Source organism: Streptomyces sp. MA5143a (genome assembly GCF_900290235.1).
Lineage (GTDB): Bacteria > Actinomycetota > Actinomycetes > Streptomycetales > Streptomycetaceae > Streptomyces.
Genome location: NZ_OLMK01000020.1, coordinates 88,399 through 111,889 on the forward strand (window position 1 = coordinate 88,399; position 23,491 = coordinate 111,889).

The 23,491-nt window shown below is 71.2% G+C and carries 19 protein-coding genes and 1 pseudogene; 6 read left to right on the top strand and 14 right to left on the bottom strand.

The features are described from left to right. The first annotated feature begins 193 nt into the window (after window positions 1–193). Entirely contained in the window at window positions 194–1,594 is a 1,401-nt protein-coding gene (locus SMA5143A_RS10295) for a hypothetical protein (protein ID WP_258193460.1), read from the top strand. A gap of 53 nt (window positions 1,595–1,647) precedes the next feature. After that, window positions 1,648–2,589: an RluA family pseudouridine synthase gene (locus SMA5143A_RS10300; RefSeq protein WP_107462573.1), complete on the top strand. Its 942-nt coding sequence runs from the start codon at window positions 1,648–1,650 to the stop codon at window positions 2,587–2,589. A gap of 24 nt (window positions 2,590–2,613) precedes the next feature. Here the strand turns inward: SMA5143A_RS10300 and SMA5143A_RS10305 are convergent, their stop codons facing one another. The 6 genes from SMA5143A_RS10305 to SMA5143A_RS10330 all read right to left on the bottom strand — a co-directional run bounded on the left by SMA5143A_RS10305 (window position 2,614) and on the right by SMA5143A_RS10330 (window position 8,170). Then, on the bottom strand, window positions 2,614–4,089 hold the full coding sequence (locus SMA5143A_RS10305) for a cytochrome P450 (RefSeq protein ID WP_107462574.1): 1,476 nt from the start codon (window positions 4,087–4,089) through the stop codon (window positions 2,614–2,616). Between the two features lie 150 nt (window positions 4,090–4,239). Further along, window positions 4,240–4,860, bottom strand: coding sequence for a GTP-binding protein (locus SMA5143A_RS10310; protein WP_055521482.1), 621 nt, complete (start codon window positions 4,858–4,860; stop codon window positions 4,240–4,242). After that, window positions 4,841–5,251, bottom strand: coding sequence for a DUF742 domain-containing protein (locus SMA5143A_RS10315; protein ID WP_107462575.1), 411 nt, complete (start codon window positions 5,249–5,251; stop codon window positions 4,841–4,843). The genes SMA5143A_RS10310 and SMA5143A_RS10315 overlap by 20 nt, the downstream gene beginning before the upstream one ends. Then, the gene (locus SMA5143A_RS10320; protein ID WP_055538138.1) at window positions 5,248–5,655 is read right to left on the bottom strand and encodes a roadblock/LC7 domain-containing protein; all 408 of its coding nucleotides are present in this window, start codon (window positions 5,653–5,655) and stop codon (window positions 5,248–5,250) included. The genes SMA5143A_RS10315 and SMA5143A_RS10320 overlap by 4 nt, the downstream gene beginning before the upstream one ends. Then, entirely contained in the window at window positions 5,652–7,289 is a 1,638-nt protein-coding gene (locus SMA5143A_RS10325) for a sensor histidine kinase (RefSeq protein ID WP_107462576.1), read from the bottom strand. Before SMA5143A_RS10325 ends, SMA5143A_RS10320 begins: the two co-directional genes overlap by 4 nt. Before the next feature lie 317 nt (window positions 7,290–7,606). Next, on the bottom strand, window positions 7,607–8,170 hold the full coding sequence (locus tag SMA5143A_RS10330) for a TetR/AcrR family transcriptional regulator (RefSeq protein WP_258193461.1): 564 nt from the start codon (window positions 8,168–8,170) through the stop codon (window positions 7,607–7,609). Window positions 8,171–8,687: 517 nt separating this feature from the next. On the opposite strand from SMA5143A_RS10330, the gene SMA5143A_RS10335 reads away from it, so the two are divergent. The 4 genes and pseudogenes from SMA5143A_RS10335 (at window position 8,688) to atzF (ending at window position 15,550) form a co-directional block, all read left to right on the top strand. Then, window positions 8,688–9,512: an urea amidolyase associated protein UAAP1 gene (locus SMA5143A_RS10335; RefSeq protein ID WP_107462578.1), complete on the top strand. Its 825-nt coding sequence runs from the start codon at window positions 8,688–8,690 to the stop codon at window positions 9,510–9,512. Window positions 9,513–9,552: 40 nt separating this feature from the next. Next, window positions 9,553–10,137, top strand: a pseudogene (locus SMA5143A_RS10340) (urea amidolyase associated protein UAAP2); the annotation flags it as partial. 146 nt (window positions 10,138–10,283) lie between these two features. Beyond that, window positions 10,284–13,799: a 5-oxoprolinase/urea amidolyase family protein gene (locus tag SMA5143A_RS10350; protein WP_107462579.1), complete on the top strand. Its 3,516-nt coding sequence runs from the start codon at window positions 10,284–10,286 to the stop codon at window positions 13,797–13,799. A 50-nt stretch (window positions 13,800–13,849) separates the two neighbouring features. Then, window positions 13,850–15,550, top strand: a complete 1,701-nt coding sequence (gene atzF / locus SMA5143A_RS10355) for an allophanate hydrolase (protein WP_107462580.1) — start codon at window positions 13,850–13,852, stop codon at window positions 15,548–15,550. Window positions 15,551–15,661: 111 nt separating this feature from the next. Here the strand turns inward: atzF and SMA5143A_RS10360 are convergent, their stop codons facing one another. The 8 genes from SMA5143A_RS10360 to SMA5143A_RS10395 all read right to left on the bottom strand — a co-directional run. After that, complete coding sequence (locus SMA5143A_RS10360; protein ID WP_107462581.1) at window positions 15,662–18,511, bottom strand: DEAD/DEAH box helicase; 2,850 nt, start codon at window positions 18,509–18,511, stop codon at window positions 15,662–15,664. Window positions 18,512–18,824: 313 nt separating this feature from the next. Next, on the bottom strand, window positions 18,825–19,775 hold the full coding sequence (gene tatC / locus SMA5143A_RS10365; protein ID WP_055517804.1) for a twin-arginine translocase subunit TatC: 951 nt from the start codon (window positions 19,773–19,775) through the stop codon (window positions 18,825–18,827). Between the two features lie 50 nt (window positions 19,776–19,825). Beyond that, on the bottom strand, window positions 19,826–20,110 hold the full coding sequence (gene tatA, locus SMA5143A_RS10370; RefSeq protein ID WP_055517803.1) for a Sec-independent protein translocase subunit TatA: 285 nt from the start codon (window positions 20,108–20,110) through the stop codon (window positions 19,826–19,828). A gap of 491 nt (window positions 20,111–20,601) precedes the next feature. Continuing rightward, on the bottom strand, window positions 20,602–20,796 hold the full coding sequence (locus SMA5143A_RS10375; RefSeq protein WP_107462582.1) for a hypothetical protein: 195 nt from the start codon (window positions 20,794–20,796) through the stop codon (window positions 20,602–20,604). Between the two features lie 9 nt (window positions 20,797–20,805). Further along, window positions 20,806–21,066 (bottom strand): hypothetical protein, encoded by a 261-nt coding sequence (locus SMA5143A_RS10380; protein WP_055716780.1) that lies wholly within the window; start codon window positions 21,064–21,066, stop codon window positions 20,806–20,808. Window positions 21,067–21,125: 59 nt separating this feature from the next. Continuing rightward, window positions 21,126–22,205 carry a helix-turn-helix transcriptional regulator gene (locus SMA5143A_RS10385; protein ID WP_107462584.1) on the bottom strand — a complete coding sequence of 360 codons (1,080 nt, stop codon included), beginning with the start codon at window positions 22,203–22,205 and terminating at the stop codon, window positions 21,126–21,128. Between the two features lie 14 nt (window positions 22,206–22,219). Continuing rightward, a complete protein-coding gene (locus SMA5143A_RS10390; RefSeq protein WP_107462585.1) occupies window positions 22,220–23,173 on the bottom strand; it encodes a helix-turn-helix transcriptional regulator in 954 nt (317 codons plus the stop codon). 147 nt (window positions 23,174–23,320) lie between these two features. Beyond that, the coding region (locus tag SMA5143A_RS10395; protein ID WP_181361801.1) for an FKBP-type peptidyl-prolyl cis-trans isomerase at window positions 23,321–23,491 on the bottom strand (171 nt) is incomplete at its 5' end.

Consider the following 23,491-nt stretch of genomic DNA (forward strand, 5'->3'; position numbering starts at 1 on the left):
AAGCCGTCGACGCAGTGTTCCACTCAAGCCGAACGGCCTGAAGATGACCGTTACTGCCAGGTCTCGCACCCGCGACGGGAGATCAGTCACCCGAGGGTTCAGCACCGTCCTGCGTCGCCTGTGACCACGGCCATGGGCTGCCGGTCGCAGGAGGGCGCAGGGGGAGGCAGGCCAGACGAGGAGGGGGCAGCCAGTGGTTGAGCTGCCGAGTCTGATGACCACGGTGGGCCGCGGGCTTCCTCGCCGGGCTGCGCCGGTCTACGAGTTCGCGGGATGGCGCAACTCGGTCACGTGGCTCCTGTCCGAGCCCGATGCCGTCACCCTGTCCCGAATGCTCTGCCATGCGATCGAGGCCAGGGCCGCCAATGCCAGTCGCTCCGCGTTGCGAGCGCCCAGCTCGTCCTTGGACGTGGTTCGGTCCCCCGATCTCTGGGCGGTACGCGCCCTGCTGCGCCGTGAGCGATGGCAGGTGAACTGGCAGGCCCTGCTCGGCAGGGACACAGGAGGACTGTTGGCCGCCGCCTGTGACCGGCTGATGCGGACTCCGTCGGGCCCGCCGGCGGTCGGGGTACGGGAGGAACTGCTGGTCGACCGGGCGCAGGAGTGGTGCCGAAGAGCTGTGGGCGGTACGCCCTCCTACTCGTTCGCGAGGGAGATGTCCGGTCTCTTCACCGCTCTGTGCACCGCCCCCGAGTCGAGCAGCGCTCTCGAGGCCAGGACCACTTTCCTGTGGGGCGTCCTGGCGGGGGTCAGCGAGTACTACGCGGGGACGGTGCCGCACGAGCGGGAGATCGGGCGCCTCGCCCGGGAGGCGATAGCCGCATCCCGGCAATGTGTCCAGACACACGGGGAAGAGGGCGAACTCGTGGTCGCCGCCCAGGCGGAGTGCGGGTCGGTCCAGCTCCTCGACAACCTGACCGGGATCCTCCAGCTGCCCTATCTCTTCACGACCGAGGAGTACATCCGGATCAGGGGCGCCGACATAGGGGTGCACATCTACACCGTCCAGGACGACCTCTCGGGCCGATACCGGGAGATCGCCTATGAGGCGACGATGGTGGCCGTTCTGGCCCACGACCTGATCGACCAGGGCCGCGACGCCGACAACGGCAACCGCAACAACCTCGGTCTGCGGCTGTCGGAGCGAGAACAGCTCTGGGACATCCTGGAGGTCTGCCTGAGCCACACCTGCGCCGTCGGGGGCGAGCAGTGGCAGCGCGTCGTCGCCGGCTTCGTCGTGGGTACCTGCCTCTACGCACGTGGGGGCCGGGAACGCATGCACGACGGCACCCGGACCACGGTGCGCAAGAAGCTTCGCCCGAGCGTGGAGTGGACGTACGCGCCCCGGCTGGCCGACTACTTCTCGCGGGCCGAATGTGCCTGCGAGGAGCAGGTCGGTCAGGTCGACGTCGGCCCCGAACTGGACAGGCTCTACGCCGACAGCTCGACCATTGTTCGCGGCTGGCTGCACGGCCGCTGGGATGCGCACTTCGACGTGGCGGAGCTGCAGCGGCTCGCTCTCGCCTGTGCGTCTTCCGTACGGAGCGGCAGTTCGCTGTTCGCCGGTCGGAACGGAGCGGAAGTGATCCCCTGACGGGGTCCGGCGTACGCGGTGGCGTCTCGGAGCGAGGTCGTAGGCTTGATCCGATGAGACGCCGCACCCCGCCCCCGCCCTCTCCCCTGCCCCAGCGCGAAGGAGTGGATCCGGTACGGGTACGGCTTCCGGCCGGGGACGTGTGGGCGACGGTGCGTGACCATCTCGTGGAGCGGCTCGCGCCCGGGGCCGGTGTGATCGACGGGATGCTCGACGCGGGCCTGATCGTGGACGCCGAGGGGCGCCCGGTGAAGCGGGACACGCCGTATGTGCCCGGGCTGTTCGTCTGGTTCCATCGGGAGCTGCCGGACGAGGAACGGGTGCCGTTCCCGGTCGACGTCGTGTATCAGGACGAGCACGTGGTGGTGGCCGACAAGCCTCATTTCCTGGCCACCACGCCGCGCGGCAGCCATGTCGCCGAGACGGCCCTGGCGCGACTGCGGCGGCAGCTGGGGATACCGGCGCTGAGTGCCGCCCACCGCCTGGACCGGCTGACGGCGGGGCTGGTCCTGTTCACGGTGCGCCCCGAGGAGCGCGGGGCGTACCAGTCGCTGTTTCGCGACCGGCAGGTGGAGAAGGTGTACGAGGCGGTGGCTCCGTACGACACGACGGTGGATCTGCCACGCACCGTGCGGAGCCGGATCGTGAAATCGCGCGGGCACATGGCAGCTCAGGAGGTCGACGGTGAACCCAACGCCGAGACCCGGATCGAGTTGCTGGCGGAGCGGAAGGGCGTGGCCCGGTACCGGCTGCTGCCGCGTACCGGGCAGACGCATCAGCTGCGCGTGCACATGAGCGCGTTGGGACTGCCGATCCTCGGCGACCCCCTGTATCCCGTGGTGACCGACCCGGTGGCGGCCGGCGATTTCCGGGATCCTCTGCAACTGGTGGCGCGAGAGCTGGAGTTCACCGACCCGGTCACCGGACGCGACCACCGGTTCGTCAGCCGCCGTGAGCTGCGAGCCTGGTCCTCGAACGACAACGCTGAGCAGTAGCGACCGTGGCGGCCGTGGGACGCCTCACTTGCCTCCGAGCCAGCGCAGGAAACGGTGGAACACACCCCTACGGCCGGCCTGCCCCGATGCCGGCGTCGGCTGAGGTGTGCCAGGTGTGTCGACAGACTCCGGAGCCGTCGGCCGAGGCTGCTCGGCGGCGACCCTGGAGCCGGTGCGCTGGGACGGAACCGACTCGGCAGGGGAGCTGAGGGTGACCTCCTGCTGGGGTCCCGGCTCGAACTTCACCGGCAGCTCGACCAGATGCCGGTTCGAGATGGTCTCTCGCCAGCGCAGTTCGTGCTCGTCGCAGGCCAGCTGGATGTCCGGCACCCGGTTCAGCAACGCGTCGACACCGACGTCGGCGATGGCGCGACCGATGTCCTGGCCGGGGCATTCGTGGGGGCCGCCGCTGAAGGCGAGATGGGAGCGGTTGCCCTGCATGTTGGCCTTGAGGTCGGGGCGCACCCGCGGGTCGACGTTGCCGGGGGCGATCCCGAGGAGCAGGCCGTCGCCTTGGCGGATGCGCTGACCGGCCAGCTCGGTGTCCTGCTTGGCGAAGTAGGCGATGACGGAGCTGAAGGGCGGTTCGTCCCACAGGGTCTGTTCCACCGCCTCGGGCACGGTCATCTGGCCGCCGTTGAGCTGGGCGCGGAAGCCAGGGTCGGTGAGCACCACGCGCAGCACGTTGGCGAGCAGGTTGGCGCAGCTCTCGGAGGCGACGATCAGGACGAGCCGCAGGTGCTGGGCGACCTCCTCGTCGGTGAGCCGCGCCGGATGGTTGATGAGGTGGCTGGTGAAGTCGTCCTTGGGCTCGGCCCGGCGTCGGGCGGTGAGCCGCATCAGGACGTCCATGATGTACGCGTTGCTGGCGAGGGCTGTCTCCGTGCCCTTGGGCAGGTCCCGGGCGGCCTCCACGAGCCGGTCGTTGTACTCCTCGGGCATGCCGAAGATCTCGCACATGACCACCATCGGCAGGCGCTCCGCGAACTGACTGACCAGGTCGGCTCTGCCTTGCTCGCAGAATTTGTTGACCAGGTGCTGGGTCGCACGGTTGATGTGGCGACGGATCGCCCGGTAGTCGATGGTCGACATGGCGCCGCTGACCGCGCCGCGCAGCCGTAGGTGCTCGTCGCCCTCGGCGTGCGAGCACAGGGGCTGCCAGGCGAGGTGGGGCATGAGCGGGTTGTCCGGCTTGGCCGTGCCGTCCTGCATGGGGGTCCACAGGCGGGTGTCGCGGCAGAAGTGGGAGGGGGTGCTCACCATGTGCATGTTCTCGCTGTGGCCGAGGACCACCCAGATCGGTAGGTCCCCGTGGAGAAGGGCGGGGGCCACCGGGCCGTGTTCGGCGCGGAGCTTCTCGTACACGGCTCCCAGGTCTTCCGCTCCGGGGCCGTAGAGCCGGCGCAGGCCGCCGGGGCCGAGGTCGTGCGCGGGGCAGCCCGGGGGCGGCGCGGCCGAGGGGTGGTCCGTGTCGGTCAGAGAGTGGGATTCAGGCGTCACAACGATCGCTTTCGAACGGAAATGGATCCGGTATGTAGTGCGATGAGACCGAGAGGGGACAGCGTCCGGGACGACACGGCTCCCGGTCGGGGCAGGTGCGGCGGGCTGCTCAGAGCAGTCGTGGTACGACGACTCGGAGGGGTGCCGGGGTCAAGCCGACGCCCCCGACATCGCCAGGGAGTGCAGGAAGCGCATGAGGGTCATCAGGACGTCCCGGCTGGACGCGCGGCGGCGGGCGTCGCACCGGATGATCGGGATCTCCTCGGCCAGGTCGAGCGCCTGGCGCAGTTCCTCGATCGCGTAGCGGGGGGCGTCCGGGAAGTCGTTGACGGCGACCACGAAGGGCACGTTGCGCTCCTCCAGACGGCCCATGACGTCGAAGCTGACCTCCAGGCGACGGGTGTCGACCAGGACGACCGCGCCGAGGGCGCCCTCGAACAGGCCGTTCCACAGGAACCAGAAGCGCTCCTGGCCGGGGGTGCCGAACAGGTAGAGCACCAGCTGGTCCGTGATGCTGATACGGCCGAAGTCCATGGCCACGGTGGTGGCGGTCTTGGACTTGGAGCCGAAGTTGTCGTCGACGCCGATGCCGGCCTGGGTCATGGTCTCCTCGGTCGTCAGCGGCCTGATCTCGCTGACGGAGCCCACCATGGTCGTCTTGCCGACCCCGAAACCGCCCACGATCACGATCTTCGCCGCGGCTTGCGCGGTGTGCGGTAGGTGGTCCTCGGTCCGTGGACCCGTGATGGTGTCAGAGCTTTTGAAGTCCATGCATCACCGCTTCGAGGAGGGAACGGTCGGCCCGCGCCTGCCGGACGACGGGTGCGCGCGCCTGAACCAGTTCGGCCGTCAGCAGCTCGGTGAGCAGGACGGTCACCACGCTGATCGGCAGGTTGAGATAGGCCGAGATCTCGGCCACGGACAAAGGGGCTTGGCAGATTCGGATCAGCGCCGACTGCTCCGGAGCGGCAGACGGCGGTGGATCGGCGCGCGCGACGATCAACGTGACGAGGTCGATCGGGGCTCGTTCGCCGTCCTCTCCCGTGAGGATGTAGAGACGCTCGGGGGGCCGCTCCCCCGTCGCGGTCGGAAGGTCGTCCTCATGGAACGGAGGAGACGGCTCGTGTTTGGGTTGGCGCCGCCGGCGCTGCGGAGGCGTCATACGGTCTGCCCGTTCCGACGGGGCGGACTGGTCAGATGGGCGCCGATCCGGTCCACGAGGTCCCGCATGCGGTTGCTCATCAGGCCGGGCTCCGCGATCTCATTGGCGAGCACCGCGAGGTAGGCGTTGGAACCGGCGGCCATCAGATAGAAGTAGCCGCCGTTGATCTCGATGATGACCATCCGCATGTGACCGTCGCTCTGCGGGATCTCCCCCGCGACGGCTCCGGCCAGGCTCTGTAGTCCCGCGCAGGCGGCCGCGACCCGGTCGGCGGCGTCCGGGTCGCCTCCGTGGCGGGCGATCCGCAGCCCGTCGGCGGACAGCACGACGATCTGCTGGATGCCGGGTACTCCGTCGGCCAGATCCTTCAGCATCCAGTCGAAATTGGCTCGTTGCTGGATCACTTGAGGTCCCCCTCGTCGTCGGCCTCCGTACGGGCCGGCTCGGTGTTCGCGGTGAGAGCGGTGGACGTGGTCGAGGCGTCCGGGTTCCTGAATGCGTTCGGGTCGGGGTCGCCCTTGAGCCCGGCCATGAACGCCTCCACCCACATACCGGGCGGGGGCAGCTCCTTCTTCGGCTCCGGCTCCGGCTGCCACACGGGGGCGGCGGCCATCGCCGCCTCTGCCGCGGCTTCCGCGGCGGCGGCCTCGGCGTAGCGCTGGCTGAGCGGGATCTTGTTCCGGCTGCGGCGCTGCGGCAGACCGTTGGCGGTCCACTCGGTGACGACGGGCACGTCGTCCTCCACGCCCGGCCCCATCTCCTCCGCGGAGCTGGGGATCCGCGGACCGGTGGTCGGACGACGACGCTTCGGCTTGCGGTTGGGGCCTTCGACACCGCCGGTGTCCATGGTGGGTACGGCGCCGATGCCGATGCCATGGGCGAGGCCCGGGGCGGCCTCCTCGGTGAGCATGTCGCGAGGTACGACGACGACCGCTCGGACGCCGCCGTAGGCGGACGGCCGCAGGGAGACCTGCATCTTGTACATCGTCGACAGCCGGCCCACGACGGCCAGACCGAGACGCGGGCTGCCGCCAAGGTCGTACATGTCCATGCCCTGCTGCGCCTTCGCCAGCATGTCCTCGACCTTGGCCCGTGCCTCCTCGCTGAGGCTGATGCCGCCGTCCTCGATCTCGATGGCGACGCCGGTCTGCACCTCGACCGCGGTGACGTGCACCTTGGTGTGCGGCGGGGAGTAGCGGGTCGCGTTGTCGAGGAGTTCGGCGCAGGCGTGGATGACGGGTTCGACGGAGACGCCGTTGACGTTGACCTTGGCGATGGAGTGCAGCTCGATGCGGCGGTACTCCAGGATGCGGGACATCGCGCCGCGCAGACAGCTGTACAGCGGGACCGGCTTGGGCCAGACGCGGCCCGGGCGGCTGCCGCCGAGGACGGCGATGGAGTCGGCGAGGCGGCCGATCAGCGCGGTGCCGTGGTCGATGCGCAGCAGGTCGTCGAAGACCTCGGGGTTGCGCCCGTGGTCCTCCTCCATCTCTCGGAGTTCCTTGTTCTGCTGGTGGACGATCGCCTGGACCCGGCGGGCGATGTTGACGAAGGAACGCTGCGAGGAGTCACGCATCGCTTCCTCGCGGTCCACGATGTCGAGCACCGCGCGCAGCAAGTCGCGCTGCGACTGGGGGAGTTCCCGCCACTCCGCGTCACCGTCGATGACGTGGCGAATCACCTCTGAGGGGGATTCTCCACCACGCAGCCGGTACAGCACGGCGGGCAGGATCTCCTTGCCCAGCCGGGTGAACTCCTGGTCGTGGGCGGCGATCCGCTGCTCCAGGGAGAGGGTGCGCCGTTCCTGTTCGGCGCGCAGTTCGCGCACGGAACGGTGGTTGCCGCGCACGGCCACGACCGCGACCGCGATCAGCAGCAGTGTCGCGACGGCTCCGGACAAGCCGACGGCGAGCCGGACCGGCCCTGTCACCAGGGCGACGGTGGTCCCGGTCGCCGCGGCCATCAGTATCGCCGGCAGCAGTAGTACGCGCCCGTGGGGGAGGTCACGGCCACCGGGAGGCGATTGAACACTCACCATGTATGCCCTCTAACGACAAATCGGCTGGAGGTCGGGGGACTTGCTGGGACTTCTGGGACTAGCTGGGGGTTCATCCGGGAATCAAACTGGATCTTCGGTAATTTTTGGAACAAGCGCACGAATACACCTCAACTCGGTGCGCTGCGGGCGAGCTTAGTCCGACCGGATCATCGCTGTGTCATATTCAGCAACCGCCTGAAATCGCCCTCGCGACAGGAGTACGCTCTGTTCGTTTACACGCTCAGGCGCGACTCGAACGCACAGCGTGACGACGCACGGGCGTGCGAAGGCGGTGGCCAGGCGCCATGCGGTAGGCCTCAGGCGCCGACGATACGCAGCGCGGCGTCCGCGGTGGCCTCGGCGAATCCGGACACATCGCGGTCAGGGTCGGAGCGGTGCACGAGGATGACCCCCTCGATCAGCCCGAACACGAGGTCGGTCCGCAGCTCCAGCTCGATCTTGGCGAGCGCCCCGCCCACGGCCGTCGCCGCGATCAACTGGCCGTAGGCGTCCTTGAGTTCGGCCCGCACGGCGTGGAACCCGGCGAAGCGTTCGGCACGAACCTCGGGGAGGAGGTACAGCCCGCCGAGGTTGTGCGGGCCGCCGCACAGCAGCTCCACATCGGCGCGGCACAGCTCCCACAGCCGCTCCTCGGCCGGCTCGGCGTCCCGGGTGAGCAGGTCACGGGCGTATCCCAGGGACGGCGTCACCGTGGACTCCAGGAGCTCGGCCAGCAGCTCCTCCTTGCCGGAGACGTAGTGGTACATGGACGCCTGACGCATCCCGGCCCGCTCGGCGACAGCCCTGGTGGTGGTGGCGGCATAACCACGCGTGGTGAACAACTCGGCCGCCGCAGCGAGAAGTTCATCGCGCGGCGACAATCCGCTGTCCGGCCGCTGCGCGACCCTGGGCCTACCGACCCGCCGCCCACCCGCACCACCGGCACTTCCCGTACGTTCGGCCGCACCACCGCCACTTCCCGTACGTTCAGCCGCGCGACCCGCACCTCCCGTACGTCCGGCCGCACCCCCGGCACTTCCCGCACGTTCGCCCGCACGACCCGCACCTCCCGTGCGCTCGCCCGCACCGCCCGCGCTTCCCATGCGTTCGATCCTCGCACACGCACCGCGACACCCCTCCGGGCGGCGATCAGCCCCCACCACGGGCCATCCGCCACCACGGGCCATCCCCCACCACGGGCCATGGGGTCCCCCACCACGGGCCATCCCCCATCCACCCCCACCGCCCGTCCCCACCCTCCCTCACCAACACCCCGCCAACGAAAGACCGGTGAGGCCCCAGTAACTACCTCGCAACGCGCGGGACATGGCGGCGACCCACCTCCCCCTTAATTTCTGTCGCACGACAGAAATAAGCGCCGCACCCGGAGGTCCCGCCATGGCGACAGCGACCACGTACGGAGCACGCGACCACGCCCGCGCCCAGGAGGGCACCCGCGCCGAGGCGATGCCGGTGGTCCCGGCCGGCGACTGGCCGGACCCGCCCGCCGACGCCGGCCCCCTGCTGTGGGCCGAGACCGTCGCGGGCGGCAACTACACGCACAAGGTGCTGGCCCGGGGGACGGAGCTGCGCCTGACCGACCCGCACGGCGACGCCTGCGCCCATGTCCTGCTGTACGTCGCCGACCGTCCCTGGGAGCGACTGAACGTCGCCGACACCGTCAAGGTCCAGTGGAACGCCTACCTGGGCGAGGGCGTCCTGCTCCTGTCCGACCAGGGCCGTGTCCTCGCCTCCCTGGTCGCCGACACCTCCGGCCGGCACGACGCGCTGTGCGGCACCTCCACCCTCGTACGCAACACCGCCCGTTACGGCGACGGCAGCCCCCAGTCCCCCTCCCCCGCCGGACGCGAACTTTTCAAGCTCGCCGCCGCGAAGAACGGCCTCGGCCCCCGCGACCTGCCGCCCTCCCTCTCGTTCTTCCAGGGCGTCGAGGTCCGCGACGACGGCACCCTCGACTTCACCGGCTCAGCCGGCCCCGGCACCAGCGTCACCCTGCGCACCGAGCAGGACGTCACCGTCCTCGTCGCCAACGTCCCGCACCCGGCCGATCCGCGCCCGGAGTACGTGAGCACCGCGCTGGAGGTGCTCGCCTGGCGGGCCCGAGCGACCGAGCCGGACGACCCGCTGTGGAACGCCACCCCGGAAGGACGCCGGGCCTTCCTCAACACCGCCGAGTTCCGCACCGCCAGGGGGACCGCATGACGACCCTGATCGTTCCGGCCCGCGCCGCGAGGAGGACCGTATGACTTCCGTGGTCGTCGCGGCCCGTGCCGCCTGGTCCGCCGTCGTCCCGGCCGGCGGGACCCTCACCCTCACCGATCTGCACGGCAACCAGGCCGTCGACTTCCTCGTGTACGACGCCCACGACACAGCCGTCCGCTACAGCGCCCCCGACACCATCCACGCGCAGGGCGGCATCTTCCTCACCACCGGCAGTGTGCTGATGTCCAACGAGCACACCCCGCTGATGACCGTGGTCGCCGACGACGTCGGTCGGCACGACACCGTGGGCGGCGCCTGCTCGAAGGAGTCGAACACCCTGCGGTACGGGCACCACACCTGGTCGCAGCACGCCTGCGTGGACAACTTCCTCGCGGAGGGCGCCCGGCACGGCCTCGGCAAACGCGACCTGGTGTCGAACGTCAACTGGTACATGAACGTGCCGGTCGAGAAGGACGGCACCCTCGGCATCGTCGACGGCATCTCCGCGCCGGGACTGTCCCTGACCCTGCGCGCCGAGCGCGACGTCCTCGTCCTGGTCTCCAACTGCCCCCAGATCAACAACCCCTGCAACGGCTTCTCCCCGACGGCCGTCGAGATGACCATCGACCAGCCACTGCTCGAAGCCACCGCCGACACGACCGAAGCCACCGCCGACCCGACCGAAGCCACCACCGACCCGACCGAAACCCGCGCCGACACGACCGAAGCCACCTCCCCGACCCCCCAACCCCCCTCCCAAGGGAGCCCCGCATGACCTTCGGCACCCTGTTGGTCGCCAACCGGGGCGAGATCGCCGTCCGTGTCCTCCGTACCGCCCGCGACCTGGGCCTGCGCACGGTCGCGGTGTACTCCGACGCCGACCGCGCCGCACCCCACGTCCGCCTCGCCGACACGGCCGTACGGCTCGGTCCGGCGCCCGCGCAGGAGTCGTACCTCGACGCCGACCTGGTGCTGAGGGCGGCGAAGGACGCGGGCGCGGGCGCCGTCCACCCCGGCTACGGCTTCCTGTCCGAGGACGCCGCCTTCGCCCGCCGCTGCGCGGACGCCGGGATCGTGTTCGTGGGCCCCACCCCGGAGCAGTTGGAGCTGTTCGGTGCGAAGCACACCGCGCGGGCGGCCGCCGAGGCCGCGGGCGTCCCGCTGCTCCCCGGCACCGGCCTGCTGGCCTCCCTCGACGAGGCTCTCGACCGCGCCGAGGCCGTCGGGTACCCGGTGATGCTGAAGGCCACCGGCGGCGGGGGCGGCATCGGCATGTCGGCCTGCCGCTCCGCCGCCGAACTGGCGGAGGCGTGGGCACGGGTGCAGCGGGTCGCCGCCGCCTCGTTCTCCTCCGCCGGTGTCTTCCTCGAACGCCTCGTCGAGCGCGCCCGCCACGTGGAGGTGCAGGTCTTCGGCGACGGCGAGGGCCGCGTCGTCACCTTCGGCGACCGCGACTGCTCCCTCCAGCGCCGCCACCAGAAGGTCGTCGAGGAGGCCCCGGCCCCGGGCCTGCCCGCCGCCGTCCGCGAGCGGCTCGCCACGTCGGCACGCGACCTCTGCGCGAGCGTCGCCTACCGCTCCGCCGGAACCGTCGAGTTCGTGTACGACCCGGAGCGCGGCGAGGCGTACTTCCTGGAGGTCAACACCCGCCTCCAGGTGGAGCACCCGGTCACCGAGGAGACCTACGGCGTCGACCTCGTCGCCTGGATGCTGCGTCTCGCGCGCGGCGAGTCGGACGTCGTCCGCGACCCGGGTCCGCCCCGCGGCCACGCCGTCGAGGCCCGGATCTACGCCGAGGACCCCTCCCGCGAACACCGGCCGAGCGCGGGCCTGTTGACACGGGTGGAGTTCCCGCCGGGCGTCCGCGTGGACGGCTGGGTGGAGACCGGCACCGAGGTGACGACGTCGTACGACCCGCTGCTCGCCAAGGTCGTCGCCCATGGACCGGACCGCGACCACGCCCTGCGCCGGCTCGACGAGGCGCTGTCCCGGACCCGGATCGACGGCATCGAGACCAACCTGGGCCAGCTCCGGGCCGCCCTGCACAGCCCTGACCTGCGGCGGGCCACCCACTCCACCGCCACTCTCGCGACCGTGGCCGACCCGACGCCCCGCATCGAGGTGATCTCCGGCGGCACCCTCACCACCGTGCAGGACTGGCCAGGCCGCACCGGGTACTGGCAGGTCGGCGTACCGCCCTGCGGCCCCATGGACGACCTGTCCTTCCGCCTCGGCAACACGGCGCTCGGCAATCCCGAGGGCGCACCGGGCCTCGAATGCACCCTCCGGGGCCCCTCCTTGCGGTTCACCCACGCCACCACGGTGTGCGTGACGGGCGCCCCGGCCCCGGTGACCGTGGACGGCTCATCCGTTCCGCAGTGGGAGCCGGTGACGGTGCCCGCCGGCGCCGTACTGGCCGTCGGCGCCCCCGACCAACACGGCCTGCGCACCTACGTGTTGTTCGCCGGGGGCGGCCTGGACGTGCCGTCGTTCCTCGGCAGCGCGGCCACCTTCACCCTGGGGCGCTTCGGCGGCCACGGCGGCCGGGAGCTGAGGACGGGCGACGTGCTGCACGGCGGAGGGGCCGGCGAAGGCAGCCCGGTACCGGCCGGGGCCCGCCCGGTGTTCGGCTCGACCTGGCAGGTGGCCGCTCTCGAAGGGCCGCACGCGGCACCGGAGTTCTTCACCGAGGAGGACATCCACGAGTTCTACGCCGCCGACTGGAAGGTCCACTTCAACTCGGCCCGCACCGGCGTACGGCTGGTCGGCCCCAAGCCCCGCTGGGCGCGGACCGACGGCGGCGAGGCGGGTCTGCACCCCTCCAACATCCACGACACCCCGTACTCGGTCGGCGCCGTCGACTACACCGGCGACATGCCGGTCCTGCTCGGCCCCGACGGCCCCTCACTCGGCGGTTTCGTCTGCCCGGCGACGGTGATCTCCTCGGAACGCTGGAAGCTGGGACAGCTCCGCCCGGGCGACACGGTCCGCTTCCTGCCCGTCGCCGACGACGCCTCGCCCCGCCCCGCGATCGTCGACGGCGGTGTCCTGGCCCGGGACGGCGAGGTGACGTACCGCCGCAGCGGCGACGACAACCTGCTCGTCGAGTTCGGCCCCATGCAGCTGGACCTGGGTCTGCGGATGCGGGTGCACGCCCTGATGGAGGCGGTGGCCGAGACGGGCCCCGACGGCGTCACCGACCTCACCCCCGGCATCCGCTCCCTCCAGATCCGCACCGACCCGGCCCGGCTCCCCCAATCCGAACTCCTGGCCACCGTACGGGGGATCGTCTCCTCGCTGCCCCCGGCCGACGAGTTGGTCGTCCCCTCCCGCACGGTCCATCTGCCCCTGTCCTGGGACGATCCCGCGACCCGTGAGGCCATCGCCCGCTACATGGCCGGTGTCCGCGACGACGCGCCCTGGTGCCCGTGGAACATCGAGTTCATCCGCCGTGTCAACGGCCTGGAATCGGTGGCGGACGTGTACGACACGGTGTTCGCCGCCGAGTACCTGGTCCTGGGCCTGGGCGATGTGTATCTGGGCGCGCCCGTGGCGACCCCGCTCGACCCGCGCCACCGCCTGGTGACGACGAAGTACAACCCCGCCCGCACCTGGACCGCCGAGAACTCGGTGGGCATCGGCGGCGCCTACCTGTGCGTCTACGGCATGGAGGGGCCCGGCGGCTACCAGTTCGTCGGCCGCACCACCCAGGTCTGGTCCCCCTGGCAGCAGCGCGGTGCCTTCGAGGTGGGCTCCCCGTGGCTGCTGCGCTTCTTCGACCGGGTGAAGTGGTATCCGGTGGACGCGGACGAACTCCTCGCCCTGCGGGCCGACATCATCTCCGGCCGCTTCGTCCCCCGGATCGAGGAGGGCGAGTTCTCCCTCGCCGACCACCAGCGGTTCCTCACCGAACACGCCGACTCCATAGCCGGGTTCAGGACACGCCAGCGGTCCGCCTTCGCCGCGGAACGAGCCGCCTGGGAGGCCGCCGGCGAGTTCGCCCGAGCGGAGGCCGCCACCGCCGCACCGGTGCCCTCGACGGAGATCGACGTCCCGGCGGGCGGGCGGGTGATCGAGGCGGAGTTCGCCGCGTCGGTCTGGCAGCTCCACGTCCGGCCCGGGGACCGGGTGACCACCGGCCGGCCCCTGCTGACCCTGGAGGCCATGAAGATGGAGTCCCGCGTCCACTCCCCGCTGAACGGCGTGGTCCACGAGACCCTGACCGTCCCGGGCGCCCAGGTCCAGGCGGGCACACCACTCCTCGTCCTGACCCCCGACACCGACTGATCGGGGCTCGCCCCGCCCGCCCGACGGACCGTCCCAGCCCAGGAGCACCGATGCCGCACCCGTCGCCCTCCCCGTCCGCGCAGCCGACGCTGACCCGAGTCCGCCTGGCGTACGCGCGCCTCGACGCCGTGCACCGCCCGGAGGTCTGGATCGGTCTACGCTCCCGACCGGACGTCGAAGCGGAGGCCAGGGCCGTGGACGCCCGCCTCGCCGCGGGCGACCGGCTGCCCCTCGCCGGACGCCTCCTCGCCGTCAAGGGCAACATCGACGTCCACGGCCTCCCCACGACCGCCGGCTGCCCGGCCTACGCGTACACGCCGGACGCGGACGCCCCGGTCGTCGCCCGTCTCCGCGAGGCCGGTGCGATCGTGCTGGGCACCACCAACCTCGACCAGTTCGCGACCGGCCTCGTCGGCACCCGTTCTCCGTACGGCGCCGTCCGAGGCGCCCACGACCCGTCCAGGATCAGCGGCGGCTCCAGCTCGGGTTCGGCCGTGGCGGTGGCGCTCGGCGTCGTCGACCTCGCCCTCGGTACGGACACCGCGGGCTCGGGCCGCGTTCCCGCCGCCTTCAACGGCATCGTCGGCCTCAAGCCCACCCGTGGTCTGGTCCCCACCACCGGAGTGGTCCCGGCCTGCGCCTCCCTCGACTGTGTGACGGTGTTCGCCCGCACCCTCCCGGAGGCCGAGCAGGCCCTCGCCCACATGGCCTCCCCGCCCGCCCGCGCCCTCCCGGCCCTTCCGCAGCGCACACCGGGTCCATGGCGGGTCGCCGTCCCGTCGCGCGAGCAGCTCGGTGAACTGGACGACGGCTGGGCGGAGGCGTACGAGGCGGCGGTGACGCGACTGGGCGACGCGGGCGTGGAGATCCGCGCCCTGGACCTCACCCCGTTCACCGAGGCGGCCGCGATGCTGTACCAGGGCGCGTTCGTGGCCGAGCGGTACACGGCGGTGGGCGCCTTCGTCGACAAGGCGCTCGCCGACGGTGTGGACTGTCTCGACCCCACCGTGGCCGGCATCATCGGCCGCGCCCGCGAGGTCCCGGCCCATCAACTGTTCGCCGACCAGGACCGGCTGGCCGCCCTGCGCGCCCACGCCCTCGTCGAACTGGCCGACGCGGACGCCCTGCTGCTGCCGACGGCCCCGGGGCATCCGACCCTCGCCGATGTCGCCGCTGACCCGCTGGGCGCCAATGCCCGCCTGGGCCGCTTCACCAACTCGACGAACCTGTTCGACCTGGCGGCGGTCGCCGCCCCGGCGGGCGAGGTGAACGGCCTGCCCTTCGGTGTGATGCTGATCGGCCCGGCGTTCACGGACGAGCGGCTGGCCAGGATCGCGGCGCTCCTCAGGCCGGAGACCCGGCTGGCCGTGGTCGGCGCCCACCTGTCGGGGCAGCCCCTGAACCCCCAGCTCCTCGCCCTGGGCGCCCGTCTGGAGTGCACGACGACGACCGCGCCGGTCTACCGCCTCCACGCGCTGCGGACGTCCCCGCCGAAGCCGGGCCTGGTCCACGTCGGCGAGGGCGGCGCCGCGATCGAGACGGAGATCTGGCGCCTCCCGGCGGAGGGCCTGGGCCGCCTCCTGACGGCGCTCCCCCGCCCCATGGCCTTGGGCAGTGTGCAGCTGGCCGACGGCACGAGCACCCCCGGCTTCCTCTGCGAACCGACAGCCCTGCGGGACGCCGAGGACATCACACGCTACGGCGGCTGGAGGTCGTTCCTGACCAGTGGCCGACCCGAGGGCGCCGCGTAACCCGGGAGTACTCAGGGGCGCGGGGAACTGCGCGACCAGCCACACACAACCCGCACCCGCCGGCCAACCCGCGCCCCACCCCCGTAGGCGTCGCCCTCCGTCCCGTTGGCGTCACCCCACCGAGGAGTAGGCCACAACCCCCCGCAGCAGCTCGTCGACCGCCTTGCGCGCGCTCCTGCCCACGGTCGACCCCGGCGGGGCCGCCGCCGAGATCTGCCCCAGCACGTCGATGACCTGCTTGCACCACCGCACGAAGTCACCGGCCGGCATGTCCGCCTCCCGCAGCACCTCGTCGAGCCCCTTCCCGGAGGCCCACATGTACGCGGCCCAGGCGAAGCCGAGGTCGGGCTCGCGCTGTCCGACCCCTTCGCTCTGGGTGATCCGGAACTCCTCCTCCAGCGCGTCCAGCCGCCCCCAGATCCGCACCATCTCGCCGAGCGCGGCCTTCGCGGCGCCCGACGGCAGCTTCGGCGCCATCGCGTCGTCGCCGACCCGGGCCTCGTAGACGAGCGCGGAGACACAGGCGGCGAGTTCCGCGGGGCCGAGGCCCTCCCAGACGCCGGCGCGCAGGCATTCACTCGCCAGCAGGTCCAGCTCGCCGTAGAGGCGGGCGAGCCGCTTGCCGTGCTCGGTGACCTCGTCGCTCCGCAGGTAGTCGAGCTCGGTCAGGAGCGCGACGATCCGGTCGAAGGTGCGGGCGATCGTGTTGGTGCGGCCCTCGATGCGCCGCTCCAGCTGGGTGGTGTCCCGCTTGAGCCGGTAGTAGCGCTCGGCCCAGCGGGCGTGGTCCTCGCGGTCGCTGCACCCGTGGCAGGGGTGGGCCCGCAGGTCGGCGCGCAGCCGTGCGATCTCACGGTCGTCGGCGGCGGCGGAGCGCCGCTTGCGGTGCCGGTCGGGCACCAGGTGGCCGGCCTTCGTGCGCAGCGCGGACGCCAGATCGCGGCGGGACTGCGGCGAGCGGGGGTTGAAGGACTTGGGGATCCGCATCCGCTCCAGCGCCTCGACGGGCACCGGGAAGTCCATCGACGCCAGCCGCTTGACCTGCCGCTCGGCGGTGAGCACCAGCGGGCGCGGCCCGTCGTGGTACTCGAAGCCGCGGTGGCCGTTGGACCGCCCGGCGGGCAGCCCGGGGTCCAGTACCAGGGCGAGTCCCGCGTACTTGCCGGTCGGGACGTGGATGACGTCGCCCGGCTTGAGCTTCTCCAGGGCCACGGCGGCCTCGGCGCGCCGCTGGGCCGCGCCCTGCTTGGCCAGTTCGGTCTCCCGGTCCTTCAGGTCACGCCGCAGACGGGCGTACTCCTCGAAGTCCCCGAGGTGGCAGGTCATGGACTCCTTGTAGCCCTCGAGCCCTTCCTCGTTGCGCTGGACCTGGCGGGAGATGCCGACGACGGACTTGTCGGCCTGGAACTGCGCGAAGGACGTCTCCAGCAGCTCCCGCGAGCGGTGCCGGCCGAACTGCTCGACCAGGTTGACCGCCATGTTGTACGACGGCTTGAAGCTGGAGCGCAGCGGATAGGTGCGGGTGCCCGCGAGTCCGGCGAGGTGGTCGGGGTTCATGCCGCGCTGCCACAGCACGACGGCGTGGCCCTCGACGTCGATGCCGCGGCGGCCGGCGCGGCCGGTCAACTGGGTGTACTCGCCGGGGGTGATGTCGGCGTGCTGCTCGCCGTTCCACTTGACGAGCTTCTCCAGCACCACCGAGCGGGCGGGCATGTTGATGCCGAGGGCGAGGGTCTCGGTGGCGAACACGGCCTTGACCAGGCCGCGTACGAACAGTTCCTCGACGACCTCCTTGAACGTCGGCAGCATGCCCGCGTGATGGGCCGCGATGCCGCGCTCCAGGCCTTCCAGCCACTCGAAGTAGCCGAGGACGTGGAGGTCCTCGGAGGGGATGGACGCCGTGCGCTCCTCGACGAGGGCGCGCACCCTGAGGCGTGCGTCGTCGTCGTTGAGGCGCAGGCCCGCGTGCAGGCACTGCTGGACGGCTGCCTCGCAGGCGGCACGGCTGAAGATGAAGGTGATGGCCGGCAACAGGCCCTCGGAGTCGAGCCGTTCGATGACTTCCGGCCGGCTCGGGATCCAGATGCGGGAGCGCTGGCGACGCTCGCGCTCACGGTCGGCCTCGCGCATGGCGCGGCCCCGTCTGCGGTCCTGGTAGGAGGGGCGGCTCGCCTCCATGCGGGCCATGCGCGTGAGGTCGGGGTTGACGGCCTTGCGGTGGCCCTCGCCCTCCTCGAAGAGGTCGTACATCCGTCGGCCGGCGAGCACGTGCTGGAACAGCGGCACGGGCCGGTGCTCGGAGACGATCACCTCGGTGTCACCGCGCACGGTGTCCAGCCAGTCGCCGAACTCCTCGGCGTTCGACACGGTCGCCGAGAGGGAGACGAGGGTGACCGACTCGGGGAGGTGGATGATCACCTCTTCCCAGACGGCGCCGCGGAAGCGGTCGGAGAGGTAGTGCACCTCGTCCATGACCACGTAGCCGAGGCCGCGGAGGGTCTGGGAGCCCGCGTACAGCATGTTCCGCAGGACCTCGGTGGTCATCACGACCACCGGGGCGTCGGAGTTGACGCTGTTGTCGCCGGTGAGGAGTCCGACCTGGTCGGCGCCGTAACGGCGGCACAGGTCGGCGTACTTCTGGTTCGACAGGGCCTTGATGGGTGTCGTGTAGAAGCACTTCTTGCCCTGTTTCAGGGCGAGGTGGACGGCGAACTCGCCGACGATCGTCTTGCCCGAGCCGGTGGGGGCGGCCACCAGGACGCCCTTGCCCGCCTCGAGCGCCTGGCAGGCCTCGATCTGGAAGGGGTCGAGGCCGAAGTCGTACATCTCGCGGAAGGACGCGAGCGCGGTGGCCTGCTCGGCAGCGCGCCTACGTGCTGCCGCATACCGCTCGGCCGGTGAGAGATCCTCTGTCATCGTGCTTTCGAGCGTACCGGGCCCCACTGACAACGGGACGATCATTATCCGGATCGGGGCGCCATCGAGATCAGGACGTCCCACGCCCGAAAAAACGATCTCGCCCGCAGTTCGAAATCCGAACCAATGCTCCCGTCGGCCGCAACGCCGATCTTGGCCTGGGTCAGGACGGGTCCACGTCGCTCTTCGAGACCTGCGTCACCGTGGGCGCGAAGGACAAGGGCAGTGGGCCCCATCCAGGTTCCGGGTGGGGCCCACTGCCGTTGTCCTCACGGCGATCGGCGCTGCGGCCGGGCAGGGATCGCGCTCAGCGGTGGTGTCGGGCCGACCGAGCGCCGCGCGGTGCGTGACCGGTTACTCACGTGACGTCGTCGTAGCCGTTGATCCGCTCCCGCTCGGGCTCGGCCTGCGCCGGCAGCGCCTTGCTCACCGACACGGCCTCGACCTCGCCGATGTCCTCGGGGGTGAGATCCAGCTCGGACGCCTCGTCGTCGGCGGGGCCCAGCGCCTCGCGCTCCCGCTTTCGCCGGTCGTTCATGAGGGCGAAGCCGGTGGCGAGGAAGTAGAGGAGGATGATCGGCGCGGCCAGCGAGAACATCGAGACCGGGTCGACGGTCGGCGTGGCGAAGGCCGCGAACACGGTGACGCCCATGACCATGCCGCGCCACCAGCCCAGCATGCGGCGCCCCTTGACCAGACCGGTCATGTTCATCATGACCAGGACGAGCGGTAGCTCGAAGGAGAGGCCGAAGACGATCACCATGCGGGTCACGAGGTCGAGCAACTCGTCCAGGGGCAGCAGGTTGACGGTGTCGTCAGGGGTGAACTCGAGCAGGACCTCGGCGGCCGCGGGCAGTACGTGGTACGAGAAGTAGGCGCCCACCATGAACAGGGGGAAGCCCGCGGCGACGAATGCCATCGAGTAGCGCTTCTCGTGCCGGTGCAGACCGGGCGCGATGAAGGCCCACAGCTGATAGAGCCAGACCGGGCTGGCGATGACCACACCGGCCGTCAGGGACACCTTGATCATCAACGTGAACGGGCCCATCAGACCCGACATCGTGATGTTGCCGCAGGCTCCCTTGCTCTCCTTGGCGAGCTCCGTGAAGTCCCGGGTGCAACCGACGGCTTCCTGGACCGGGCGGGTCAGGAAGTTGATGATCTCCTGATAGAAGACCACACCCACGATCGACGCCACCATGATGGCCAGGATCGCCTTGCCCAGCCGGTTGCGGAGTTCGCGAAGGTGCTCCACGAGGGGCATCCGCCCCTCGGGATCCTTCTCCTTCTTGCGGGCAGACTTGAGCAACCCACGTTCCCATCTCGTGCGGCAGGCCGGAAGCGTCGTCCGGCCCTGCGTCAGCGCTTGGTCGTGTCCGTCGGCTCCGCGACCGGGCGGGAGCTGGTCACGTCACCGGGCGCGGCCTGGATGGTGCGCTGAGCCGGGGTGTCGCCGGCGTGCGGAGGCGCGGCGGAGGTGGTGGTGTCCTCCTGGCCGTCGCTCTTCATGGCCTTCGCCTCGCTCTTGAGGATGCGGGCGGACTTGCCGAGCGAGCGTGCCATGTCCGGCAGCTTCTTCGCACCGAACAGCAGGACGATGACGACGAGGATCAGAATGATCTCGGTGGGGCCGAGCCTACCCATAGCTGTCTACCTTCTTCACCGAGGCGGCGGGTGGGGGCTGTCCGACCGGTCGGACAAGTGTCCGAACGATCGTACTGGCAGCGATCGTAACGCTCAGGGGTGAATCAGAGGCAATCCCTGTGCGTACTCCCGATTCGCGCGACCCTGGCCTCGTTCACCGGGCCGCGACAGGCAGCGTACCTGCCGAAGGTATGAAGGTGACAGGGCGAAGTGGCGCAAACCGCACAGGCCCGTCGACACCCAGCAAGCGCGCCCGCTCCCCACAGCAGCCACACTCTTACCTCACGGCGTGTCCACGGAGCGGGTCGACCGCTCACAGCACGGCCACGGACCGGGTCGACCGCACACAGCACGGACTCGAAGCAGGCCGACCGCTCAGCTTCCGCGGAGCAGGCCGGCGGCTCACGCGGCATCCGCGGAGCAGGCCCGCTCACACGGGGCCCGAGCAGCGGCCGACGGCTCACACCGCGTTCACGAAGCAGCCCGACCGCTCACAACGAGTCCGCGGAGCGGGCCGCGCTCGCGGTCGCCCGCTCCAGATCCTCCGCCGCCCTGTTGATCCGCCGCGCCGACTCGGTGACCTGCCGGCCCAGCCGCTGGGCCTCGACGAAGACCCGGACGGCGAGCACCCCCAGCACGGCGAGCCCCAGAAAACCCATAGCGACAGCGAACATCGGCCAGAACATGCGACGACCCTAGCCCGGCGAATGGAGCCGCAGCGTCCGCACGCCGCCCCCGGTCAGCAGCTCGACGATGCGCTCCCCGGCCGGCTTACGGACGGCGACACCGCACTCGGGGCAGGTGAAGGAGTAGAACGTGGTCTTGCTGGTGGCGCCGATGGCCAGCCGCAGCGCGCTCGCGCCGAGTTCGACGTTGGCCCGGCAGTCGGGGCATCCGGCCCTGAACACCACGTCGACCACCCGCTTCATGCCCGCGAACGCGACCGCCGCCGACATCTCCTGCACACCCGGTAAACCCTGCCGACCCTGAACTCCGGACCCAGCCGACCCGCCGTTCACAGCCCTCGCTCCTGTCTGTCGTACTGCCGCTCCTGAACTCCACCGGCCGCCCGGGGCGCACCGAGCCTCGCGTCGCGCCCGTCGTACGCCGGTACGACCTCGTCGTAGGCCGCCAGGGCCTCGCGGGCCGCCCGGCGGGCGCTGTCGGCCAGGTCCTGGGGCGAGACAATCCGCCCGTCCGGCCCGAGCCGCAGCGCGAGCCGCCGCAGCGAGGCGGGATCGGGGGTGCGCAGGGTGATGCGCAGCCCACCGTCCGGGAGCTCCTCGGCGCTGTCGTGCGGGTAGTACTCGGCGACCCACCGCCCGCCCGGCCCGACCTCGACGACGACCTCCGGGTCCTCGGCGGCCGGCTGCACCAGCGCCTCCGACAGGTCTCGCAGCTCGATCTCGGGCGGCGCGGACGGCTCGTCGAGGATCTTGATCTCGGCGACCCGGTCGAGACGGAACGTGCGGCGCGCCTCCGAGCGGCGGCACCATGCCTCGACATAGGTGTGACCCACGCTGACCAGGCGAATCGGGTCGATCTCGCGTTCGGTGAGCTCGTCGCGGGCCGGCGAGTAGTAGCGGATCCACAGCCGTCGGCGCTCCGAGATGGCCCGGTCGACGTCGGCGAAGACACCGCCCTCCGACTCGAAGGTCACCGACAGCCGGGAGCTGGCCCCGGCCGCCTCGCCCGCGGCCGCCTCCACCTTGGCGGTGGCCCGCAGCAGCGCCTGCCGGTCGCTCTCGCGCAGTCCGGGCAGCGTGGCGACCGCACGGGCGGCCACGAGCAGGGCGGTGGCCTCGTCGGCGGCCAGCCTCAGCGGCTCGGCGGCCTCCGCCCCGAGCGCGGCCGGGTTGTGCCACCAGATCCGCTCGCCGTCGGTGTCGATGTCGAGCAGGTCACCGCCGCGGAAACTGGTTCCGCACATGGGCAGCACATCGAGGTCCGACACCAGCTCGTCCTCGGTGATCCCGAAGGCACGGGCCACGTCCTCGATACGGGCGCCGGGGCGCTCGCGCAGATACGTGACCAGGGAGAGCATCCGCCGGGTCTGGTCGATGGCGTTCGCCGGCCGGGCCGGTTTTCCCACCACTTTCTTACGTCCCCTCAACCCTTGGCCACGGCACGCAGCCGGTCCACCACGTCGGCCCGCAGCTCGGCGGGGTCCAGGACGACCACGTCGGGCCCGAACTCGACCAGCCAGGCGTCCAGACCGTGCCCGTACGGAATCTCCAACTCGTCCCAGCCGTCGCCGAGTTCCCGCACGGCGGTGGCCCTGGCCCGCAGCGGGTAACCGGCGCCCGCGCGGAGCCGGATCAGCGCGGAGCGGTCGGCGGTCTCCCCCGCCCAGCTCGCCACGGTCTCCCGCACGGTGACGACGTCCGGGACCTCGGCGGTGAAGGCACCGCCCCGGCTGCGCACCTTGCCGGTGATCCGCGACAGCCGGAAGACCCGCTCGGCGCCCCGGTCCCGGTCGAAACCGGCGAGGTACCAGTGGCCGCGCCAGCACTCCAGGGCCCACGGCTCCACATGGCGGGGCTCGGGGCGGGCGGCGGTGGCCTTGCGGTACTCGAACACCACCGGGCGGCGGTCCCGGCAGGCCAGCATCAGCGGCTCGAACGCGGCCTCGTGCACCGGGATGCGCGGCTCCAGCGCCCCATGGGCCTCGTACGGGTCGACGTCCTCGGGAAGGCCGGCCGCGCGCAGCTTCTGCAGGGCGCCGCTGGCGGCACCGGCGAGGCGGGCCTGCTGCCAGACCTTGGCGGCGAGTCCGAGGGCGGCGGCCTCCTCGGCGTCGAGGGTGATGGGCGGGAGGCTGTTGCTGTCGCGGCGGGCCTGGTAGCCGACCTCGCCGTCGAGGTTCTCCACCGTCTCGATGACCAGGCCGAGTTCGCGCAGATCGTCCTTGTCGCGCTCGAACATGCGGTTGAACGAGTCGTCGGACCCGGCTTCCAGGTAGGCCTCGATGGACTCCCGCAGCTCCCGCTTGCTGAGCGGCCGGCGCGTCCCCAGCAGACACAGCGCCAGGTTCATCAACCGCTCGGCCTTGGCAATGGCCATCGACGCCCTTCCCTATGGGTGCTTCTGCGGCACGACCGTACCGCTACCGAGCGTCGCGGCAAAAGCCGAGGGCCCATGCCCGAACAGGCATGGACCCCAGGTGGTCGGCTCCGGTCACAGGACCGGGCCGCTCCGGTCGTACGGTGATCAGACCCCGAGCAGGTCGACCACGAAGATCAGCGTCTCGCCCGGCTTGATCGCCGGGGTCGGGCTCTGGTTGCCGTAGGCGAGGTGCGCCGGGATGGTCAGCTGGCGGCGGCCGCCGACCTTCATGCCCTGCACGCCCTGGTCCCAGCCCTTGATGACACGGCCACCACC